16 protein-coding genes are annotated in these 20,297 nt (G+C 29.9%); 3 read left to right on the forward strand and 13 right to left on the reverse strand.

The annotated features are described in order from the left end of the window. Positions 1-43: 43 nt before the first annotated feature. Positions 44-1,972, reverse strand: coding sequence for a polysaccharide biosynthesis protein (locus BMY33_RS03610; protein WP_091405718.1), 1,929 nt, complete (start codon positions 1,970-1,972; stop codon positions 44-46). Then, entirely contained in the window at positions 1,969-3,105 is a 1,137-nt protein-coding gene (locus BMY33_RS03615) for a DegT/DnrJ/EryC1/StrS family aminotransferase (RefSeq protein WP_091406084.1), read from the reverse strand. Before BMY33_RS03615 ends, BMY33_RS03610 begins: the two co-directional genes overlap by 4 nt. Positions 3,106-3,793: 688 nt before the next feature. Here BMY33_RS03615 and BMY33_RS03620 point away from each other — a divergent pair. Both BMY33_RS03620 and BMY33_RS03625 read left to right on the forward strand, forming a co-directional pair. After that, on the forward strand, positions 3,794-5,245 hold the full coding sequence (locus BMY33_RS03620) for an MBOAT family O-acyltransferase (RefSeq protein WP_091405720.1): 1,452 nt from the start codon (positions 3,794-3,796) through the stop codon (positions 5,243-5,245). A gap of 21 nt (positions 5,246-5,266) precedes the next feature. Beyond that, positions 5,267-6,244 carry a hypothetical protein gene (locus BMY33_RS03625; RefSeq protein WP_091405723.1) on the forward strand — a complete coding sequence of 326 codons (978 nt, stop codon included), beginning with the start codon at positions 5,267-5,269 and terminating at the stop codon, positions 6,242-6,244. Here the strand turns inward: BMY33_RS03625 and BMY33_RS03630 are convergent. The 11 genes from BMY33_RS03630 to BMY33_RS03680 form a co-directional block, all read right to left on the reverse strand. After that, entirely contained in the window at positions 6,241-7,398 is a 1,158-nt protein-coding gene (locus tag BMY33_RS03630) for a GNAT family N-acetyltransferase (protein WP_091405726.1), read from the reverse strand. The two genes, BMY33_RS03625 and BMY33_RS03630, sit on opposite strands and share 4 nt — an antisense overlap. Then, on the reverse strand, positions 7,395-8,486 hold the full coding sequence (locus BMY33_RS03635; protein ID WP_091405728.1) for a GNAT family N-acetyltransferase: 1,092 nt from the start codon (positions 8,484-8,486) through the stop codon (positions 7,395-7,397). The genes BMY33_RS03630 and BMY33_RS03635 overlap by 4 nt, the downstream gene beginning before the upstream one ends. A 46-nt stretch (positions 8,487-8,532) precedes the next feature. After that, the gene (locus BMY33_RS03640; RefSeq protein WP_091405731.1) at positions 8,533-10,107 is read right to left on the reverse strand and encodes an FAD/NAD(P)-binding protein; all 1,575 of its coding nucleotides are present in this window, start codon (positions 10,105-10,107) and stop codon (positions 8,533-8,535) included. Between the two features lie 3 nt (positions 10,108-10,110). Further along, entirely contained in the window at positions 10,111-10,755 is a 645-nt protein-coding gene (locus BMY33_RS03645; protein ID WP_091405733.1) for a NeuD/PglB/VioB family sugar acetyltransferase, read from the reverse strand. Positions 10,756-10,796: 41 nt separating this feature from the next. Further along, positions 10,797-11,402 (reverse strand): sugar transferase, encoded by a 606-nt coding sequence (locus BMY33_RS03650; protein ID WP_091405736.1) that lies wholly within the window; start codon positions 11,400-11,402, stop codon positions 10,797-10,799. A 6-nt stretch (positions 11,403-11,408) separates the two neighbouring features. Beyond that, positions 11,409-11,654 (reverse strand): acyl carrier protein, encoded by a 246-nt coding sequence (locus BMY33_RS03655; RefSeq protein ID WP_091405740.1) that lies wholly within the window; start codon positions 11,652-11,654, stop codon positions 11,409-11,411. A gap of 23 nt (positions 11,655-11,677) precedes the next feature. Next, positions 11,678-13,174 (reverse strand): AMP-binding protein, encoded by a 1,497-nt coding sequence (locus tag BMY33_RS03660; protein WP_091405743.1) that lies wholly within the window; start codon positions 13,172-13,174, stop codon positions 11,678-11,680. A 24-nt stretch (positions 13,175-13,198) separates the two neighbouring features. Then, positions 13,199-14,296, reverse strand: a complete 1,098-nt coding sequence (locus BMY33_RS03665) for a hypothetical protein (protein ID WP_091405746.1) — start codon at positions 14,294-14,296, stop codon at positions 13,199-13,201. Positions 14,297-14,317: 21 nt separating this feature from the next. Further along, positions 14,318-14,923, reverse strand: coding sequence for a sugar transferase (locus tag BMY33_RS03670; RefSeq protein WP_091405750.1), 606 nt, complete (start codon positions 14,921-14,923; stop codon positions 14,318-14,320). A gap of 256 nt (positions 14,924-15,179) precedes the next feature. After that, positions 15,180-16,484 (reverse strand): phenylacetate--CoA ligase family protein, encoded by a 1,305-nt coding sequence (locus tag BMY33_RS03675; RefSeq protein ID WP_091405753.1) that lies wholly within the window; start codon positions 16,482-16,484, stop codon positions 15,180-15,182. A 197-nt stretch (positions 16,485-16,681) separates the two neighbouring features. After that, the gene (locus BMY33_RS03680) at positions 16,682-17,836 is read right to left on the reverse strand and encodes a glycosyltransferase family 4 protein (RefSeq protein WP_244542971.1); all 1,155 of its coding nucleotides are present in this window, start codon (positions 17,834-17,836) and stop codon (positions 16,682-16,684) included. Positions 17,837-18,266: 430 nt separating this feature from the next. Between BMY33_RS03680 and BMY33_RS03685 the strand changes: the two genes are divergently transcribed. Further along, a complete protein-coding gene (locus BMY33_RS03685; RefSeq protein WP_091405756.1) occupies positions 18,267-20,249 on the forward strand; it encodes a right-handed parallel beta-helix repeat-containing protein in 1,983 nt (660 codons plus the stop codon). Positions 20,250-20,297: the final 48 nt, after the last annotated feature.

A 20,297-nucleotide genomic window follows, 5' to 3' on the forward strand; every position in this document is an offset into this window, starting at 1 on the left:
TATAATAATATTCTTGTTTATAGCAACTATTTTAAAAAGAAGACTAAACTAGTACTTTTTGTTCTTTATTATCAATTTCGTTGTTTTTGATATCTATGCTTTCAAAAGTAGAATTCTTAGAAATAAATTCTGGAACAATTTCTTTAAGCTTCCCTACAATTTTGTGATCCTGATTAAATAAGTTCATTATACATAGATCATCAATCTTATCCATTACTAATAGACAATCATCATTATCATGCTTACTTATCATAATTTTTTTATGATACGTAGGTAAAGTATTCTCAGTATCAGCTAAAAGCTCTTCGTATAATTTTTCACCAGGTCTTAAACCAGTTATTTCTATATCAATATCATTTGGGTAATTAAGTCCAGATAATCGAATCATTTTTTTAGCTAAGTCAAATATTTTCACCGACTCTCCCATATCAAAAATAAAAATCTCACCTCCATTACCCATTGTACCAGCTTCAATTACTAATTGAGATGCTTCTGGAATGGTCATAAAGAAACGCGTAACGTCTTTATGCGTAACAGTAAGTGGACCTCCTTTATCTATTTGTTTCTTAAACAATGGAATCACAGAACCATTAGATCCTAGAACGTTTCCAAATCGCGTTGTAATAAATTTAGTCTTGCTTGTTCTATGCAAACATTTTATATACATTTCAGCGACTCTTTTCGTAGCTCCCATTACATTTGTAGGATTAACAGCCTTATCTGTTGAAACGAACACAAATTTATCCACTCCATATTCACAAGATAAATCTGCCAATTTTCTAGTTCCTAAAACATTAATTTTAATTGCTTCACACGGATTATTTTCCATTAAAGGCACGTGTTTATATGCCGCAGCGTGAAATACCATATTAGGTTTAAACCTATCAAATATTGTTTCAATACGCTGATGATCTCTTATATCAGCAACAATTGGTGTAAAATTAGTAACCCCTTTACTTAATAATTCCTGTTGTAAATCATATAAAGGTGATTCTGCTTGATCTACTAATACTAGATGCTTATAAGTATAAAATGAAGCTTGTCTAACTATCTCACTTCCAATAGAACCAGCTGCACCTGTAATCAGAATAACCTTATTATCAAGTTCTCTTTTGATATTTTGGTTTTCTAAAGCAATCGGTGCTCTATCTAACAAGTCCTCAATTTGAATTTGTTTAATTTGAGAAACATTTAGTTTCCCATCAATCCAATCATTGATTGCAGGTATAATCTTAACTTTTACTGGTAACTTAAGTAAATTATCAGATATTTTAGACAAACGAAGTTTATCTATATGCGGAATAGAGACAACAATCTCTGTAATATTATGCTTTGTAATATAATTTTGAGTAATTGCTTCTGAACGATATACCTTGATACCATTAATAGTTTTCCCAACTTTTTGCGGGTTATCATCGATGAATCCAACAACAGTAACAGATTTATGAGAATCATTTGTTATCGCTGCCAATGTTATCAAACCGGAATCTCCAGCACCATAAATCATAACTCTTGAAGAGTCTCCCAATTTTGATTTTACATATAAATAACAGTATTTAAAAATCAAACGACTTGTGGTAAGTGTGATAATATTTAATAAATAATGTACACATATAATGGAAACTGGAATATTTAAAAGCTCAGGCATTAATGATAATCTACTAGAAACCATTAATGCTCCACTCAAAGCTATCAATATAGTAACAGCCAAAAACAGATTATAAGCATCTCTCATACCGGTATGTCTAACAACACCTTTATAAGATCCAATTAGTAAAAAACTAATTCCTGCTAAAGCAGTCATAACCGGAACCTGATATATAAAGTTAGTTAGATCAAAATCAAATGTAATTCCAAATCTAACTACGTAAGCTAAAAAGAAATTAAAAATAGTGATTGCAATATCAATAGATAATACAAGCCATTTAGACGCGTGCTTATGCGAGTTATTAATTATGTAATCCTTAATCATCTCAATACTTTTTTAATTACCGATACAATTCTAAATAAATCTTCTTCTTCAAGATTAGACCCGCTGGGTAAGCAAAGGCCTCGATCAAATAGGTCATCAGAAATTCCATTGAGGTAGACATCACAATCTGCAAAAACAGGTTGAAGATGCATGGGTTTCCATAGTGGTCGGGATTCTATATTTTCTTTTCCTAAAGCTAACCTTAACTTTTCTCTTGTTTCAAAAGAAGAAGTTTCTATACAGGATAGCCATCTATTAGAGTAAAAACCAGATGGTTCGTCCAAAAACTTAATTTCGTCAAAATCAACTAGGTTATTTTTATAAAAACTAAAATTATTCCGTCTATTAGTAACATGTTTGTCTAATACTTCCATCTGCCCTCTTCCTATTCCTGCAATGATATTACTCATTCTATAGTTATGACCGATTTCAGTATGTTCATAATGTGGAGCATTATCTCTTGCTTGTGTAGCTAGAAATATCGCTTTGTTTTTAAGCTCAAGATTTTTTGCAATTAATGCACCTCCTCCAGAAGTAGTAATTATTTTATTCCCATTAAAAGAAAGTATTGCAATATCTCCAAAGGTTCCACACTTTATATCGTGAAAAGAACTCCCTAAAGACTCTGCGCTATCTTCCAAAACTGGAATTTCGTATTCTGAAGCTATCTTATGGATTTCATCAACTTTATATGGCATACCATATAAATGAACAGCAATAATTGCTTTTGGTTTCTTACCTTTTTTTGCTATCCTATCTTTTATAGCTATTTCTAACTGTTCAGGACAGATATTCCAAGTCTGTTCTTCACTATCAATAAAAATAGGTTTAGCACCAAGATACACTATAGGATTTGCCGAAGCTGCAAACGTCATACTTTGACACAACACTTCATCTCCAGATGTTACTCCTAGTAACTTAAGTCCTAAATGCAGCGCTGCAGTCCCCGAACTTAGAGCTGCTACATTAGTACTTTCTCCGAGATAATTCTCGATGTCATTTTCAAAACCATCAACGTTTGGTCCCAAAGGTGCTACCCAATTAGTATCAAATGCCTGTTTAACATAGCTCTGTTCTGTCCCCCCCATATGTGGTGAAGAAAGCCATATCTTTTTGGACTCTACTGCATTCATAATTTTCCCCATTAATTATTGAACAATAATTTATCCTCAATAATTATAACAAATGAGTTATAATCATCGATATCTTTTTAATTAATAATCTAAAATTTTCAGGAAGAAGGGGGTAGTACTTCCAACTTGTATTTTTCTCTTACTTGCTTTAACCACCGCTAAAATAGTTTAGTTACATTTAATATCACCACAAAAACTCATATTTTAGATAGAATACTTAAAAAATGCGTTTAACAGCATAGCTGGTTTACAATTACTTCTTAAACAAGGGGTTTACCGTAAGAAAATTACTATATATTCTTACACGAGATACACGTAAAAACCTACAGTGAAAATCAAATAAACTAGCTGAACCACCTAAAAACAACTCTTTTAACATTTTTTAAACATATTTTATTAAAAAAAATATAAGTAATTTCCTACTTTCCATACACCTCCTACTCTATGCAATTATACTGGTAAAATTTGACAAATAAGAAAGGAATTACCTGTTTCTCACAAGGGGTTTTACCCCTCGTGAACATACAATTAAAAATAAAACACCTTATTTGAAAGGAGTTATTAAAAAAAATAAAATAATTCTTGATTTATTAAATTAAATAAATAAAATTTACACGCTTCAAAAAAAGAACTACCTAGATAATTATATTTAAATAAATCCCCCCGAATTTTATATTAATGATCACTCATGTTATTTAATTCTTTAGATTTTTTCATTTTTTTACCAGTAGTATTTGTTATTTACTGGCTTTTATTTAATAAAAACCTAAAGCTTCAGAATTTTTTTATTCTGATGGCCAGTTATGTATTCTACGGAATGTGGGATTGGCGTTTTTTATTTCTTATTTTGGCGAGTACAATTGTTGACTTTATAGTTGGGCAATTTATTTACAATAATGAATCTAAAATACTGAAAAAAAGATGGTTATGGATCAGTATTGTTTTTAATATTGGCCTATTAGGTTTTTTTAAATATTACAATTTCTTTATTGATTCTTGGATAGATTTGGTTACTATTTTTGGATACGAAATAAAAAGTTCTTGGACTTTAAGAATTATACTTCCGGTAGGAATATCTTTCTATACATTTCAAACAATGTCCTATTCCTTGGATATTTATTACAAACGATTAACTCCTACTAAAGATTTTATATCATTTGCAACATTTGTAAGCTTTTTCCCCCAACTAGTAGCTGGACCAATTGAAAGAGCTTCTAATTTACTTTCTCAAATTACCACAAAAAGAAAATTTAACTATACTCAATGTAAAGAAGGGTTAAAACTAATTATCTGGGGGCTTTTTAAGAAAGTGGTTATAGCAGATTCAATAGCTCCTATCGTAGATGACGTATTTGCTAATTACCAAAACTATCCAGCCTCTACACTTATCTTAGGTGTTACTCTCTTTAGCTTTCAAGTATATGGAGATTTTAGCGGATATTCGGATATAGCAATAGGTACCTCTAAACTATTTGGAATCGAGTTAATGTCTAATTTTAAGTTTCCAAACTTTTCTAGAAATGTTGCTGAGTACTGGCAAAGATGGCATGTCTCTCTATCTACTTGGTTTAGACATTATGTATACATACCTCTTGGAGGAAGTAGAGTTAGCAAACTAAAATCCGTAAGAAATATCATTATCATTTTTTTAGTTAGTGGTTTTTGGCATGGAGCTAATTGGACCTTTATTGTTTGGGGAGCAATTCATGCAGTTTTGTACATTCCGGTTTTTCTTATGGGGCGTAATAGAATCTATATGAACAATGTAGTTTCAGAAAATAGATGGTTTCCTTCTATCAAAGAAATATCTCAAATACTACTCACCTTCTCTCTTATAACTTTCTCAAGAGTATTCTTTAGATCGGAATCAATTACAGATGCTTTTGGTTTCTTGAAACAATTATATAGCAATTTTAGTTTTGAAATATATGAACACCCACTAGGCTATCGTATGATAGATTATTTTATACTTTTAACTCTTTTTATTCTATACGAATTTAGAATAAGAAGGGATGAGAGAGCTCCTTTTAAATTTAAATCGAAGATAATTCGTTTCATAGCTTATGCTTTAGTAATCCTCGCAATGCTACTTTTCTTTGATGATAACATAGATCGGTCATTTATTTATTTCCAATTTTAAAAACAAATAATCAATGCACAAATGAAAAAACTTATCCTAAAAAGCGTATTATATTTCCTTCTTATACTAATTGTATTAGAAGTATTAGTTCGTGTTTTTCATTTAGCAAAAGATACTCCTACTCGTTTTCTGGACGAATCTAAAGTAGAAAAATGGGTGCCTAATCAAAAAGGGTTTTCTGTTACTGGAAATAGAAAACAAAATTTCTCGGAATATCATATAAATCAATCTGGATATAATTCTTATCGAGAGTTTACTCCAACAGATGATAAAATTGAAATTGCACTTGTTGGGGATTCTTTTATAGAGGGATTTCATCAAAACTATTACAACTCTATTGGAAAGAAAATTGAGAATTCAATACCAGATATTGAAGTTTACGAATATGGATACGCAGGGTATGATTTTGCTGATCAATTACACCTTGTTAATGCGTACAAGGAGCAATTTGATAAAATAGATCAAATAATTTTAGGAATAAAGTTTTCTAATGATCTCAATCGAGGGAAATATGAAGTGGTAATGGGCCGTTTAGCGCTAGAATCTCCTATGAACAAGCTTCTTAAAAAGAGTAAGTTATTAGTTTATTGCAAAAGCATTGGTATTCTAGATCCACCACAAAGATTAATGTATCGTTTAATGAATGTATTAAGACCAAATCCAAAGAAACGAGAATTAAATAAACAAGAACTATTACAAATTAAGAAGGAGAAGGAAACTAAATATTTAGCAAATTTTAATAGCCTGATTAATGAATATGGATATGATAAAAATCGTTTTACATTATTATTGGATTCTAAAATAACAAGTCCTTTTTTTCTCTCTTATCTAAATGAAAATGGATTTAATTACATCGATTTTTCGGTATATTTCAGTAATAGTAATAAATCAACAACACTTATTTATGATAGACATTGGAATAATCACGGAAGAGAACTAATAGCTAAAGCAATAAGTAAATATTTAATCGAGAAACCTTACTTAAAAAAGAATGATTAGCTTTTCAAAATCACTTTTTGCATCTTTGATTTCCCAACAATTAGATAACTATTTTCTTTTTCAGATACTTCTAGAACCTGAACATTGTTAACACTATCAATACTTTTATACAAGAAATCAAAAACTATCCTTCTAAGCCCTTTATATTTATCAATATTATAATCTATAGTAGGTAATCCTTTGTTATATATAGCTTCTTCTATTGGAGAGACCTCATACTCATCTATTAACACAACTGGAGTTTTCTTCTGTTTTGACTTATATTTTTTATATCGTACATAAGTCTTTTTAAAAATAAACTCCTTAATTATTACTTTTGCATACTCGATATTCCCTTTAATATATCCCAGAACAGATTTTTTGGGATATATAATTTGATGTTCAAAATTATATATATGATTACACCACTCACGCTTATAGCTTAAATCTCCCATCCCCATTTCGTAAGATTTATGATCATTTTCTATCAACCAATCTAATTTTTTATAAATCTCTACACTCCCTAAACTAAACTTAGAATAATCAATATCATAAGATGATATAGCACTGAATAACCTATTCTGAAAATGATGATTTAAGGAAACTATTATAGGCTGGTCATTATTAAATGCAACAAATAAAGATGCTTTTTTTTCATTAATTAGTGAGAAGTACATTTTCTTATAGTAATCCCATCTTAAAAGAGTTTGGCTTACATCATTACGCTCCTCAAACCTTCTAACTAGCATTTTTTCTAGGCAATCCATAAAAAGTTCATATTCCTCTTTTTCTATGGCTCCATAGTATGTTTTATATTTAACATCAAAACACGTTTCTAATCTTTTAATTCTTCTTCGTATTCCTTTAGCATTACTTCTAAAACGATGTTTAATATAAGCATCTGCACTACTGAAACCATTAAGAAAAATAGCATAACCTTTAAAAAATTGATCAACTTTTTTAACAGTCAGATTAGTAGTGTCTAAATTTGGTTTTAAATAATCTGGAATAAAAAAAACAGAATACAGACTATCAGGGTTTTCTACCAAATTATTACTGAAATCCTGGTTGACAATAGGTTTCTCATCTTTTTCAGATTGTAGTTCCGAAAAAATCTTTGGTATTGTACATTTTTCATAAAGCTGAAAAAAATAATCTATACTTTCTTTTTTCATCTATTATTCAATCTATAAAATGGAAAAAAGTAATTCTTTAAATCATCTTTGTCTACATTTTTATATTCTTCATTGGATGACAAACATAATTCATCATATATCTCTTTATTTACAATCTTCCTTCCGGTACAAAACATAACGTCATCATCTTTTGGAAAAAGAGACTTTTTATTTTTATACAAACCATCTCCATCCTTCATTCCTCCTCCAAGAACATAATGCCTTTTATCATTCTTAACAGCCCACTCTATAACCTTTACTCTTAAAAAATCATTAGGTCTATAACTAAAATATTCTGCATTGGTACCACCTAAAAATGCAAAAATTATATCCTTATAGTTTATTATTAATTCTACAGAAATAGGTATATCTTCATAATACACTACAACGATAGAAAAATTATCCAAGTTTGATAATATTAGATCTTCAAAATAAGTACTAGAAAAAAAGTAAATGCTATCAGCATTATTTCTAGTCATGGTAGCTACATAAATATCATTAAAAATCGTTATAATTTCCTTAGTTATTTGGTCTTTATGAAAAACCTTAAAATCCAAGTTATAATTTACTGCCTTTCTATAGTTATTTCTTACTTTAGGCAGAAATGCATTCCACTGATCTTCAAAATTATCTAATAAAAGTCCTTTTACATTAGATAACGTTTTTATCAATGACCCAGAATAATTTTCATGATTTTCGTTTAAACTAAATCTTACAAACTCTGTTACCACCATATTTTGGTTATACCAACTATCTACCTGTTTCCAAAACTCCACAAGATCATCTGAGGTAACATCCTCATTATAAAGCGGCCCACTATATCCGTATGGGCTAATAACATCTTTATACGGATACTCTTTCTCATTTATTTTTATCCTTCTCAAGACAAAAGGCATCATTATGATTGGGGCATCATTTTTTTCAAACAAAAAGCATCTCAATTCATCAGAATCTTTTTCGGAATGACGTAAATGCTCTATAGAATAATAGACATTGTTATTCCATTCTTTTTTAAGAAGTGATTTGTATTTCAAAACCTCTGAACCATCATCAAGATCTTTTATTAATATTTTGTAGTTTTTATCCAATGCTAAGGTTGTTTATTAGTAATTCGTTTATTGATTGATTCTTTTGCTATTCCTTCATTACTTTTTGATTAAAATAATTATATACTTTTCCAGCTAATAGATTTGAAAGCCATATAATTCTGCCGCAATGTTCGACATGCCATACTGCTTTCCCATCAAAAATATTACCTGCTAATAAAGGACCAACTATGTGTAAATTCTCGGAAGCCTCTAGAGATTCATTAACATCAAAACCTATATTAGATTCATTAGGAACACATAACTTATTGGCAATAACTCTGCTCAGTAACGTGGGTATGTCTGAAGCATTTAACTTTGTACCACCAATACAATTAAAAACAATATGTACCGGATCTTTACTTATCTTATTTGTTTTTGATTTTGTATCCAGATATTCTAAAGAGTATTGATGATCTGCACCTTTCTTAATATCAATAAATCTTCCTGCGATATGCTCAAAACGACTTTCTTCCTTTAGAATATCAATAGTTTTAGAATAATGATATCCAGCACAACGTTGCCTTCTACCAATATCATTACCATATAAACAGGCAAATTTCCTAAGTTCTTCTTCATTTAATTTTCTTAACAAAGAACCAAATGCACTAGAAATAATATCCACTGTTGATGCAGCTCCTAAATGAATTTCATCTGCTATATCTAAATCTTTATATGTAGCTTCTGCTATTTGTTCGGCACTTAAACTCTCATGATTACCAAGAGCTATTAAGTTTTCGGGAGAATATCTTTTTTTACCTTCTTCATCAATAATCGAATCCGGTGATAACCCCTGTGTAGAAAGCAATGTAAACTTATTGATTCTAGATTTTAGGTTTTCTAAATCATTTAACTTATAGAGCATTTCTAATCCACTGGCATTTGCCCCTACTATTAAAGCATTGACATCTTTTACTTCTTTATTTTCTAAGAAAGTATCAAGTTTTTTTAATACTTCTTTTAAACAAGGCTTGTAAGGATTATTAATAAAAATTAAATTGTCATCCGATATTAAATCCTCATTTTTCCATAATTGCAAAGTAGGCAGAGAACCAACAGAAAGAATTACTTTTTCTGAAATGATTTCTTCCTTGTTCTGAAGAGTTATCCTGTACTCATCTTTATTTTTCTCTAAATCAATTACTTCAGAAGTAATATAATCTACAGAGATACTATTATTTTTTTGAGCTTCTTCAATATTATTTTTTATTTTTTGATCAATATAACATCCAAAAAAGCGTCGTGGTATAAATAAATTTTCCCATTCATTATTCTTTAATCTCTCTTTATGTGTAGAGAGCCATTCTAATGACAATTCTCCTCCATCAGATCTAAATTCTTCTAATAACCATTCTTTATTAAGATTTAGCCATTCTACAAACTTGGTCAATTCTGGTTCTGGCAAAAAATTCTTAAGAGAAGTAATTAATAAAACTGAAAAACCTGATCTTATACCATATGGTATTCCTGTGTAAAATTCTGGATACTTATCTATAATTGTTAATGATATTTTCTTATCAATTGGGTTTTCTTTTAACTGATCAAGAAAATGCAAAATGGTAAATGACGATGAGATACCAGATCCAATAAAAGTGATATCTGTGTGGTTCGTTTCAAAATCCATAAACTATGGTTTTTTTGTTTTTATTACGCGAGCTGGATTACCAACTACAGTCGTATATTCTGGAACATCTTTAATTATTACTGTTCCTGCCCCTATTAATGTTTCTTTCCCTATTTCTTTAACACCTGTCATAGCAGTTACTCCCATACCAACATACGCATTTTTTCTTACATTTATTAAAGCACCTATATTAACCCCAGAAGACATAAAAACTCCATCCTCTAGCGTAACATGATGAGCAATAGTACTATCCATATTAATCATTATGTAATTGCCAATAGTAGTATGAGGCATTACAATATTGCCAGCTAACATATAGACTGCTTCTCCTATTGTGACATCAGGAGCTATGGACACAGTATGATGTAAAAAACCTGGTATACCATATCCTTCTTTTTTTAAGGTAGATAAATATTCTACTCTTACAGCATTCACACCTATAGGACAATAGACATCTTGAATTTTGTTTTTGAACTCATCCAAAAATAAATCCTTATACTTACCTATAACAGGTATATTAATAACATCTTTTCCTATTAAATCTGGGTTATCATCAATAAAACCGATAATATTTACTCCAGCTTCTTTTAGGTAAGATGCATATACCTGACCTTGAGTTCCTGCTCCAATTATTACAGCATTTTTCACTTTATTATAATATTGTTTTTAGTGGTTTCTTATTCTATTGGTTAATTATTACCTGTAAAAGTAGGCATATTTACATTTTCGCCGTTATTTATATCTTCTTTGAACAGGACCTTTCTTATGGTCATTAAAATAATCTTCAAATCAAGTTTAAAACTTCTGTTTTCAGTATACCAAACATCCAATTTAAACTTCTCGTCCCAAGAAATCGCATTACGCCCATTTACCTGTGCCCATCCTGTTATACCTGGCCTAACATCATGTCTTTTTTTCTGAAATTCATTGTATAGAGGTAAATATTTTACTAAAAGAGGTCTGGGTCCTATCAAACTCATATCACCCTTAATTACATTAAACAACTGTGGTATTTCATCTAAAGAATATTTTCTTATGAACTTACCTGTTTTTGTAATTCTCTTTTCAAAAGGTAGTAATTCTCCATGTTCATCCTTTTTATCATTCATACTTTTAAACTTGATAATCTTGAAAATCCTTTCATTTTTACCAGGTCTTGATTGAAAAAAGAATGGTTTGCCATTATTTACTATCATTAACAATACTATTAAAAGTAATATTAATGGGGATAGCATAAGGACACCTATAAAACAAAGTGCAAAATCTATAAAACGTTTTATAAATGAATTATACATATAAATCTAAGCTTGTAATTCAGATTCTATACTATTAATCAAATCTCCAACATTATTCATATTCATCAAATCCATTAACTTGAATTTGATATTAAATGTTTTTTCTACCTCAGTAATAATCATCATATGCGTAATAGATTCCCATCCATCTACATCATTTGCTGTAGTTTCATCAGAAAGTTGAAAATTTTCATGTTCTAACACAGAAACAAATGCTGTTTTTACTTTAGATAAAATCTCTTCTCTACTCATCAATTGGTCTTTTTTTTAGTTGTTTAATTTATATTAAAATGTTTTCTTAATTCTTTTCTATCAATCTTTCCATTAATACTATGCGGAAATTCTTTTATAAATCGAACATGCATAGGTATCATATAAGATGGCATTTTTATTTTCATGTAATCAAAGATATATTCACTATCAAATTCTTCAGATTCGATAGCTAAACCCAATTCAGCATTACCTAAAGCATTCGTTATATCTAGCGCTACCATATTTACTTTCTGCTCTGATTTAAATTTTGCATGAAATTCAATTTCAGCAAGTTCTACTCTGTATCCTCTAATTTTAACTTGAAAATCTGCTCTACCAACATACAAAAAATCTCCTTCTTCATCCTTCAGACACAAATCTCCTGTTTTATAATATCTAACGCTTTTCCCATTTTCATTCTTCATAAAAAAACTTTGAGCATTTCGTTCTTCATTCTTCCAGTACCCAGGTGTGATTTGAGGTCCTCCTAAACATAATTCACCAGTTTCGCCGATAACAACCTCTTCATTATTTTCATCTACAACAAGATACAATGTATCTTGTTGTGGAGTACCGATTGCTATTATACCATTATGTGACTTCGTATCTGTATTTTTGTGATAAGGATAAAAACCACTATACACAGTAAACTCGGTTGGACCGTAGTAATTGAATATTTTACAATTAGGAAGACAGTCACTCCATTCTTTTGCTATATCACTATGCAACGCTCCACCACCAAAACTACAATACCTAACATCAGGAGCATTTATCTCTCCAAAATAAGGGCGTAAATAATTTATAATTGATGGTACCATTGTTAGCACAGTAAGTTTTTCTTCATTAATTAATTTAAAAATATAAAAATACTTAATTGCTCCTTTAGGAATAGTATACATGCACGATCCTGATAACAATGGAAACAAATAAGTAACTACAGAAAAATCAAAAGTAAGTTCGAACATTTGTAAACATCGATCTGAAGGAATCAGGTTGAATGTTGATTCTACATCAATTGCTCCTACTAAAGCTTGTACATTATCAAAAGTTATTGGCACACCTTTAGGTAAACCTGTAGTTCCGGATGTAAAGAGAATATACGCCAATTGATCGCCAGAAAACTGCTTTGGTGTTAAATTTATTTCTGTATCTACAATTCCTTTAGAAGCAATAACGCGATAATCCTTATATACTGAATTGTCAGAAGAATCTAATACATATTTTGTTTCTGTAAGTTCAAATACTTTAGCATTTCTCTCAAAAGGAACTTCTGGATTTACAGGTACATACGCCTTCCCCTCTAACCACAGCGCTATAATACTGGCATATGTTAGGAGATCATCATTAGTAACTAAACCAATGAGTTTTTCTGAATCCTCAATTTCAGTTGTAATCGCTAATCTAATTTTGGATATTTCTAAAGCAAAATCTTGATAAGTATAGAAAACACCATTAATACACAACACATTATGATCTACATGCTTTTCTATTGATTCTTGTAATCTTTTTACGAACTCCATTTGCTTGTTTATTATTCAATTGGTTTAATAAAAATGACCATCTCGATTTAACATTTCAAAATTCTCTGAATCTATTGTTGTATCGTTATGTGCTAATCCTTTTTTAGTCACTTTATGAGTAAAAATTGTCCTGTATCTTTTAGTGATATTATCGGATAATTTAGTGTCATCCGTGAATATGAATGTCCTTTTTTGTTTCACAAAATTTTCCATCAACGCATCAACACAAGCATCGTAATTCTGATCATCCTTAACCAAAAAATACTTTATATTAAACTCATTATAATTAATAACATAAGATAAAAAACCAATAATTTCTTTTCCTCTAACAATTTTTAAATTATGAAGATAAATATTATTACTAATACCCGTCTGTAATGATTTATGTGGATGTTTATCTGGTACTGGAGTTTGTAAATATTGATTAGCATCAATCTGCCAATTAACATACTCTTTACTCTTATAAATCAGATCACTATCCAAAAGAGGCTTTATAAATTCCCAAGTTTCATTATCTAACTGGTTTACAAACTCATATGAAAGCGAACTTACACTTTTCTTGAATTTAGATGTATTTAATAATCTAATTGCCCATCCTGTAAAACTATCAAACCTATCTAATATAAATTTAAATGATTTTAAAAACTTAAACCTTCCTATCAACATAGACGCATCTAAGCTAAAAAATATGGTATACCTTAATCTTGAAGCGATTACTTTAAAAGGTTGTTTCTCATAAAATGTAGTAACATTTTCGGCGTATGATTTTATTAAAACTTGTTTACCGGTAAGGTTAACAGCTTCATTATAGATATAAGTCCCTAATACTGTGTCTTTATATGATTTATGCACCCACCAAGAAATCATCCAATACACTTTTTTAGGATCTCCATCCTTTACATTCAATAAATCCGGAAACATGAAAATAAAAGAAATCATCTTTTCTCTTTCATATCCAATTACGCCGCAATAATCATCTTCCTGAATTCTATTATTAGCAACTAACCACAAAGCCTTACTTTTAGGTAATGGAGCTAAATCATTTTTCCAATAAGTATTTTTATCAATAGCTTCACGTAACATCTTTTTCGTTAAGCCTATAACTTGTAAATCCTTACTCATTTTTTTATTACTATAATATAACTAATTAGTACCATTAAACCACTCTGATGTTAGTTCTTTGGACAAATTAACATCTTCTTTTTTTAATACTTTCTTTAAAGTAAGCCCTAATATCTTTAGATCAAACAAAAAACTATAATTCTCTACATACCAAACATCATATTCGAATTTCTTTTTCCAAGTAATAGAATTTCTACCATTAACTTGTGCCCATCCTGTGATTCCTGGTCGTACATTGTGTCTTTTCTTCTGCGTTTCGTTATAAACAGGTAAGTATTCAATAATAAGTGGTCTCGGACCAATTAAAGACATATCACCTTTTAACACATTTATAAGTTGAGGAATTTCATCAAGCGAGGTTTTCCTAACGAAGGTACCCACGGTAGTCATTCTATCCTTATCGGGTAATAAATTACCTTGATCATCTTTTAGATCATTCATCGTTTTAAACTTAATGATACTAAATATTTTTTCTGATTTACCAGGACGTCTTTGTACAAAAAATGGTTTTCCATTATTGGCTATTGCCAGAAACATTACTAACAACAAAAATATAGGACCAATACATATCAATAGCATCAAAGAAATACTAAAATCAAAAACCCTTTTAAAAAAATACTTATACACCTTTTTTCTAGTTAAAAATGACTACAATAAAAACCACGGAATAAACTCCATGTCATACTTTTATACTTAAAAAACGGGGGAAATAAAATAGATAAACGATTAATAGCTGTCAGGGGGGATGCAGTGATCATCATATCTATAATTCTATCGTTAGAATCGCTGGCAAATATACAATGTATATTTTACTTTTTTAACTTAAATTAACTACTTTTTAATAAAAAACAATAAGCGAATAAAATTTATTTTCCTAAACTAATCAAGCATTAAATTCATTGATAATTGCTCTTTGTTTACCTGAGTTTAGCAAAGGGATTTCAGAAACATATTCTAATTTAACCATTGCATCTTCTCCAAGATATTCTTTGAATTCTTCCACAAATTCAATTTCCTTTTCGAACACATCATTTTCTATTTTCAATTTAATAAGGTATTGGTTAGCTGTTTTCTGAATAATTTGTCTTTGCTTAACCTCTTTATACTTATTAATCACTAAAAGAATACTTGTTGATAATATCTCTCCAGATGTACTACGTATCATATCCATCTTTCTTCCTTCAACTTTGGTCAAAACAGGTTTTGTTATATCATCTTCTTCATAATTCATAACACCTATATCTCCAGTATCATATCGAATCATTGGGGTGTCAAAATTAAATAAATCTGTAATTACAATTCTTCCTAATACACCAGGTTCCACCCTAGTATCGCTATTAAAATCTAAAATCTCTACAAAATAACTAGCCCAGTTTATGATGAAATATTCTTTTTGATTAGGTTGTTGAGCAATCATACCATTCTCTGCATTAGAATACCTAGAGACCATATCTACATCAAAGTATTTCTTCATCAATCTCTTAGTTAACGGATCTAAACGTTCAGACATTCCTATTGCAGATTTTAATTTGCAATTTATTGGTTCAGAATTTATTGACTCTAGGTACTTACATATTTTATCAAATGATGATGCATACCCTAGCATTCCTTTATTTGATTTATCTTTCTTTAGAACATTAACTAAATCTTTAACTGAATCTGGTGATAAATCAAATACGTCAATTGCTGTAATATTTTGAAAAAAGGATGCAAACTTATTTTTCTTCTTAAACATACTCCAAAAACGTAAATAGAATAGTTTATATCCGATATTAAATCCGCACACTTCAGAAAAGTAAATGATATCAGCGGTGTTTCTAGCCTTTTTATTGAGATCTTGATATACAGTAAAAGAAGCACCTGTAGATCCGCTTGTAGACACTCCTATTTTTTTTCTATCCTTATGTTTTTGAGATTGAATTTTTGGATAAGAAGATCTTACAATTTCTTTATTTACTACAGGGAAATTCAGAAGGCTCTCTGGATTTATATCCTTATAAAATATAGTGGATGTTACAGCATGTTCTAATATATCCTTTAAAAATTCTGATCGCTTATTAAGTACAGTATCATCTAATGGGTTTTCTATAATATTTTTGATATCAAGATAATGTCTTTTTACTTTTCCTCCAGAAACAAAATCAACTATCCAAAAAGAAATATTCCTAATCTTTTCGTTAACTCTCATATTCTCTATTTACTCTTAATAAATAAAGCCCCGAAATAATCAAAATCACACTATTGTGCTTAAAAAAAGATGTAACTAAGAATAAAATATATTATGAGTAGTAATATATAATACCTATTTAATTATGACGATGTTATTTACTTTTTTTGTTGTGTGTAAAATAAGAAATTGTTTCTAATATCTAAAGAAAAAACAAGTTACAATTGTCGATATTCTTCTAAAATTGCATTCCATACATGTTTCCGTTCATATCGTTGACAAATCAACTCCCTAGCTTTCTGAGATAATTGACTAGCATATCTTTTATCTGAAACAAATTTATTCATTGCTTTATTAAGTGCTTCAGAACTTTTTACTGGAATAATAGTACCGTTTACATCTTCAGAAACAATTTCATTACATCCATTAATATCAGTAACAATACTTGGTAATCCCATAGACCCCGCTTGCATAACAACATTAGGGAAACCCTCTCTATAGCTTGGAAACGCTAAAGCATCAGAAATTGAAAAAAATGGCCTCACGTCATTTTGCCAACCAACAGAAATAATATTAGGGTTATTATCAATCTCACTTTCTGTTTCTGGTAATAGAGGATCAAGCTCTCTCTCATATGTTCCTACGAGTAATAATTTTGTTTCCTTATTTTCAGTATTCAATTTCTTAAATGAGGTGATCAACTCATTGATTCCTTTATCCTTTACAAATCTTCCAACAAATACAAAAACAAAATCATTCTCATCAATACTAAGCTCTTTACGTAACTTTGCGTTATCTTGATCGGTATACCTAGAAGGATCAAAATGAGCTGTATCTATGCCATTAGAGCTTCCCTCTCCAATTACCTTTAATTTTTTTGCTCGAGTATATTTGTTTTCTAAAATGATATCATTGAGGCCAAAAGAATTAGGATATATCATTGTTGCACAAGCATATGTGATTTTTTCTACGGTATCCAACAATAACCTTTTAGAACCTGTGGCTTCTAACAATGGTAACCCAGCAATAGTATGTAATCTATGTTTAACTCCAGCCAATCTTGCAGCCAACATGGATAATGTTCCGGCTTTAGGAGTATGACTATGAACAATATCAGGTTTTTCTCTTCTAAAAACCTTGTATAGTTTATAAACTGCTTTTAAATCTTGAATTGGAGTAATTTTACGAGTCATTTCAATAGGAATAACTTCTATCCCTTCCTGTTTAGCTACTCGATCTAAAATATTTTCATCTTTGCTAGAAACACCTATCACTTCATAATATTGTGACATAAACTTTAGTTGTCCCTGAAGTAATCCTCCTAGAGACCTAGGAACAGTGGTTACGCGAATAATTTTACCCTTATTTTTCACTTGTATATTAAAAATGTATGTTTTCGTTGCAAATATATAGATATAACAAGGGATTAAAGTTTTTATTTATATTCTTTTTTAACATATATATTATATATATATTGAAAAATATTTTAGCCCTAAAGATTTAAATCACAACAGAAAAGAAAGAAAAAACTCACAAACACATTCCTTTTATTGGGGAATAAACCCATAAAATTTATGACTCAAATACCCTCCACCTGTAATCACATAACTTTTTCTAATTTCAAAACGGATTTTGATGTAGACATTATTAAGAATTATGGTTTTACCATAATCCTTTAATTGTTTAGTTATCAATTATTTAAGATTTGTAAATTTTAACATATTTTTTCGACATAATACACAATAGTATCGATGAAACTCCGTTAAAAATGAAATTAAAAACCAGAAACACCCCCCAACCAAAATGAAAAAGTTACCCTATTTTCTATTAATTGTATTTGCTATAAGCTTATTTGCTTGTAGTACGGAGAACATCGAAGATGTAATTTCTGAGGAAGAAGAAGTTATTGATGAAGATGATGATGACCAAGAAGAGGAAGAAGATGATGAGATTATCTCAGACACACTATGTGATTTTGATATCTCTAGTTTAGCTGCTAATTCTACAGTAACTATTGATTGTTTATTAGATTTAGAAGGACAAACTATTAATCTGCCACCTAATATCACATTTGATTTCGATGGTGGTGATATCTTTAATGGTACTCTAGTTTTTTCTGGAGGAACCATTGATGGTAGACTTTTAAACTCTAAATTAGGAACCGAAGGTAATGTAAATCTTAAAAACCCAGTATTTAAGTTTACAGCTACTAGATGGGAAAATATTGTTCAAGGACAAACAACATCTGACATCGCTTTGAAAAACACTGCGGAGTTCGAAAATTTAATGATCCGTATCAAGGAAATGGGCGGAACGACTTTTGAAACTAATGTTTTTGATGCCTTCTTTCAAACTACTATTGTAACTAGCACAACAGCGGATCAAAATTTTTATGCATCTGTAGAAGCTATTAATGTACCATCTGATTTTCATTTAAAAATGTCAAATAGTACCAATTTGCGTCAATTTCCTGCTGCAGGAGGTATAGAAAATGGAACCGTAATAGCCGTTAGGGATTCTGACAATGTTACTATATCGGGAGGAAATATAATTGGTGATAGAAATGATCGTATTTATTCTCCACAAGATGTTGGATTAGAAGGTACTCATCTTCTTCACGTTCACTCGGGAAGAAATGTAACAATAGATGGAGTTAATTTTATAGAAGGTTCTAAAGGAGCTATCGCTATTTATTCTTTAGGTTTTAGATTTAACCCTGATTATGTTCCAACCTATGGTGTAAAAGTTATCAATTGTTCTTTTACAAATATTAGAAGAATGGGGATTGCTCTTACTGATGGTAGTGATATTCTTATTGAAGGAAATACATTTACCAATGTTGGTCAGCCCATGTCTGGATCTGATGGTGGTGAAGTTGGATATGCTATCAATATAGAAGCATTTAGAACTAGAGATGACAATGGTGTTCTTATGGAAAATGAAAGAGCTTTTGATATTCTTATAACTAGAAATACGGAAATTAATAGTAGAGTTGGTTTTACAGCTGCAACTATTGGTCAGGATATTACTATCGATGATAATGATATCGAAACTAGATGTATTATTTCATTAGCTTCTGGAACTAAAATAACTAATAACAGATTTAATGCATCTGCAGCTGCTGCCGAAAGGTTCGCCATTTTCGCCGCAGGTAGTCACAGTGAAACTGTTTTTGATAATGAAATAGCTAATAATAGTATCGTTGGATATGCTATAGGAATTGCTACCGACACTAATGACATTAATGTTCACGACAATACAATTACTAATGGGGAAATAGGAATTCAATTAAAAGATACTTCAGATTCTATGTTTCATAATAATATTATTAATGTTAATGGTACAGGGATTAGTGCTACTAATACTTTTGTAAACAATACTAGCATCAATGAAAATGAAGTTACGGCTGGTGGATTTCACTTGTTCCTTACAGGATTTAATAATACTACAGAATCTAATGGATATACAATTTCTTTGGAAAGAAATAAATTTTTGAATTCTAAAAAGATTACTATCAATAATGCTAATGGTATTACATTTAAGAATAATGAAGTAACGGGTGGTATTGAATTAGGGACATCTAACAATATCGACATCTCGTCTAATACTAAAATAGATCCTAATGATAGTGATGGAATCAGATTATACGGAACACATTCTGATGTTTCTATTACTAATAATAATATCTTAGAACCGTCTGGAGCTGATAGATTTGATTGTATTAATAATAATTCTGATACTCCTAATGCTATTGTATTAAGCGGTAATACTTGTGCTACTAGATAGTAGTCAAACAAACTTATTATAACTAAAAAAGGATGTCAAATTTGACAT

It is taken from the genome of Aquimarina amphilecti, assembly GCF_900109375.1.
Taxonomy (GTDB): domain Bacteria; phylum Bacteroidota; class Bacteroidia; order Flavobacteriales; family Flavobacteriaceae; genus Aquimarina; species Aquimarina amphilecti.

What these genes read in the sequence shown, in the direction of transcription:
- BMY33_RS03610 (WP_091405718.1), bottom strand. Translation starts at nt 1,972, where the DNA reads ATGATTAAGGATTACATAATTAATAACTCGCATAAGCACGCGTCTAAA.
- BMY33_RS03615 (WP_091406084.1), bottom strand. Translation starts at nt 3,105, where the DNA reads ATGAATGCAGTAGAGTCCAAAAAGATATGGCTTTCTTCACCACATATG.
- BMY33_RS03620 (WP_091405720.1), top strand. Translation starts at nt 3,794, where the DNA reads ATGTTATTTAATTCTTTAGATTTTTTCATTTTTTTACCAGTAGTATTT.
- BMY33_RS03625 (WP_091405723.1), top strand. Translation starts at nt 5,267, where the DNA reads ATGAAAAAACTTATCCTAAAAAGCGTATTATATTTCCTTCTTATACTA.
- BMY33_RS03630 (WP_091405726.1), bottom strand. Translation starts at nt 7,398, where the DNA reads ATGAAAAAAGAAAGTATAGATTATTTTTTTCAGCTTTATGAAAAATGT.
- BMY33_RS03640 (WP_091405731.1), bottom strand. Translation starts at nt 10,107, where the DNA reads ATGGATTTTGAAACGAACCACACAGATATCACTTTTATTGGATCTGGT.
- BMY33_RS03650 (WP_091405736.1), bottom strand. Translation starts at nt 11,402, where the DNA reads ATGTATAATTCATTTATAAAACGTTTTATAGATTTTGCACTTTGTTTT.
- BMY33_RS03655 (WP_091405740.1), bottom strand. Translation starts at nt 11,654, where the DNA reads ATGAGTAGAGAAGAGATTTTATCTAAAGTAAAAACAGCATTTGTTTCT.
- BMY33_RS03660 (WP_091405743.1), bottom strand. Translation starts at nt 13,174, where the DNA reads ATGGAGTTCGTAAAAAGATTACAAGAATCAATAGAAAAGCATGTAGAT.
- BMY33_RS03665 (WP_091405746.1), bottom strand. Translation starts at nt 14,296, where the DNA reads ATGAGTAAGGATTTACAAGTTATAGGCTTAACGAAAAAGATGTTACGT.
- BMY33_RS03675 (WP_091405753.1), bottom strand. Translation starts at nt 16,484, where the DNA reads ATGAGAGTTAACGAAAAGATTAGGAATATTTCTTTTTGGATAGTTGAT.
- BMY33_RS03685 (WP_091405756.1), top strand. Translation starts at nt 18,267, where the DNA reads ATGAAAAAGTTACCCTATTTTCTATTAATTGTATTTGCTATAAGCTTA.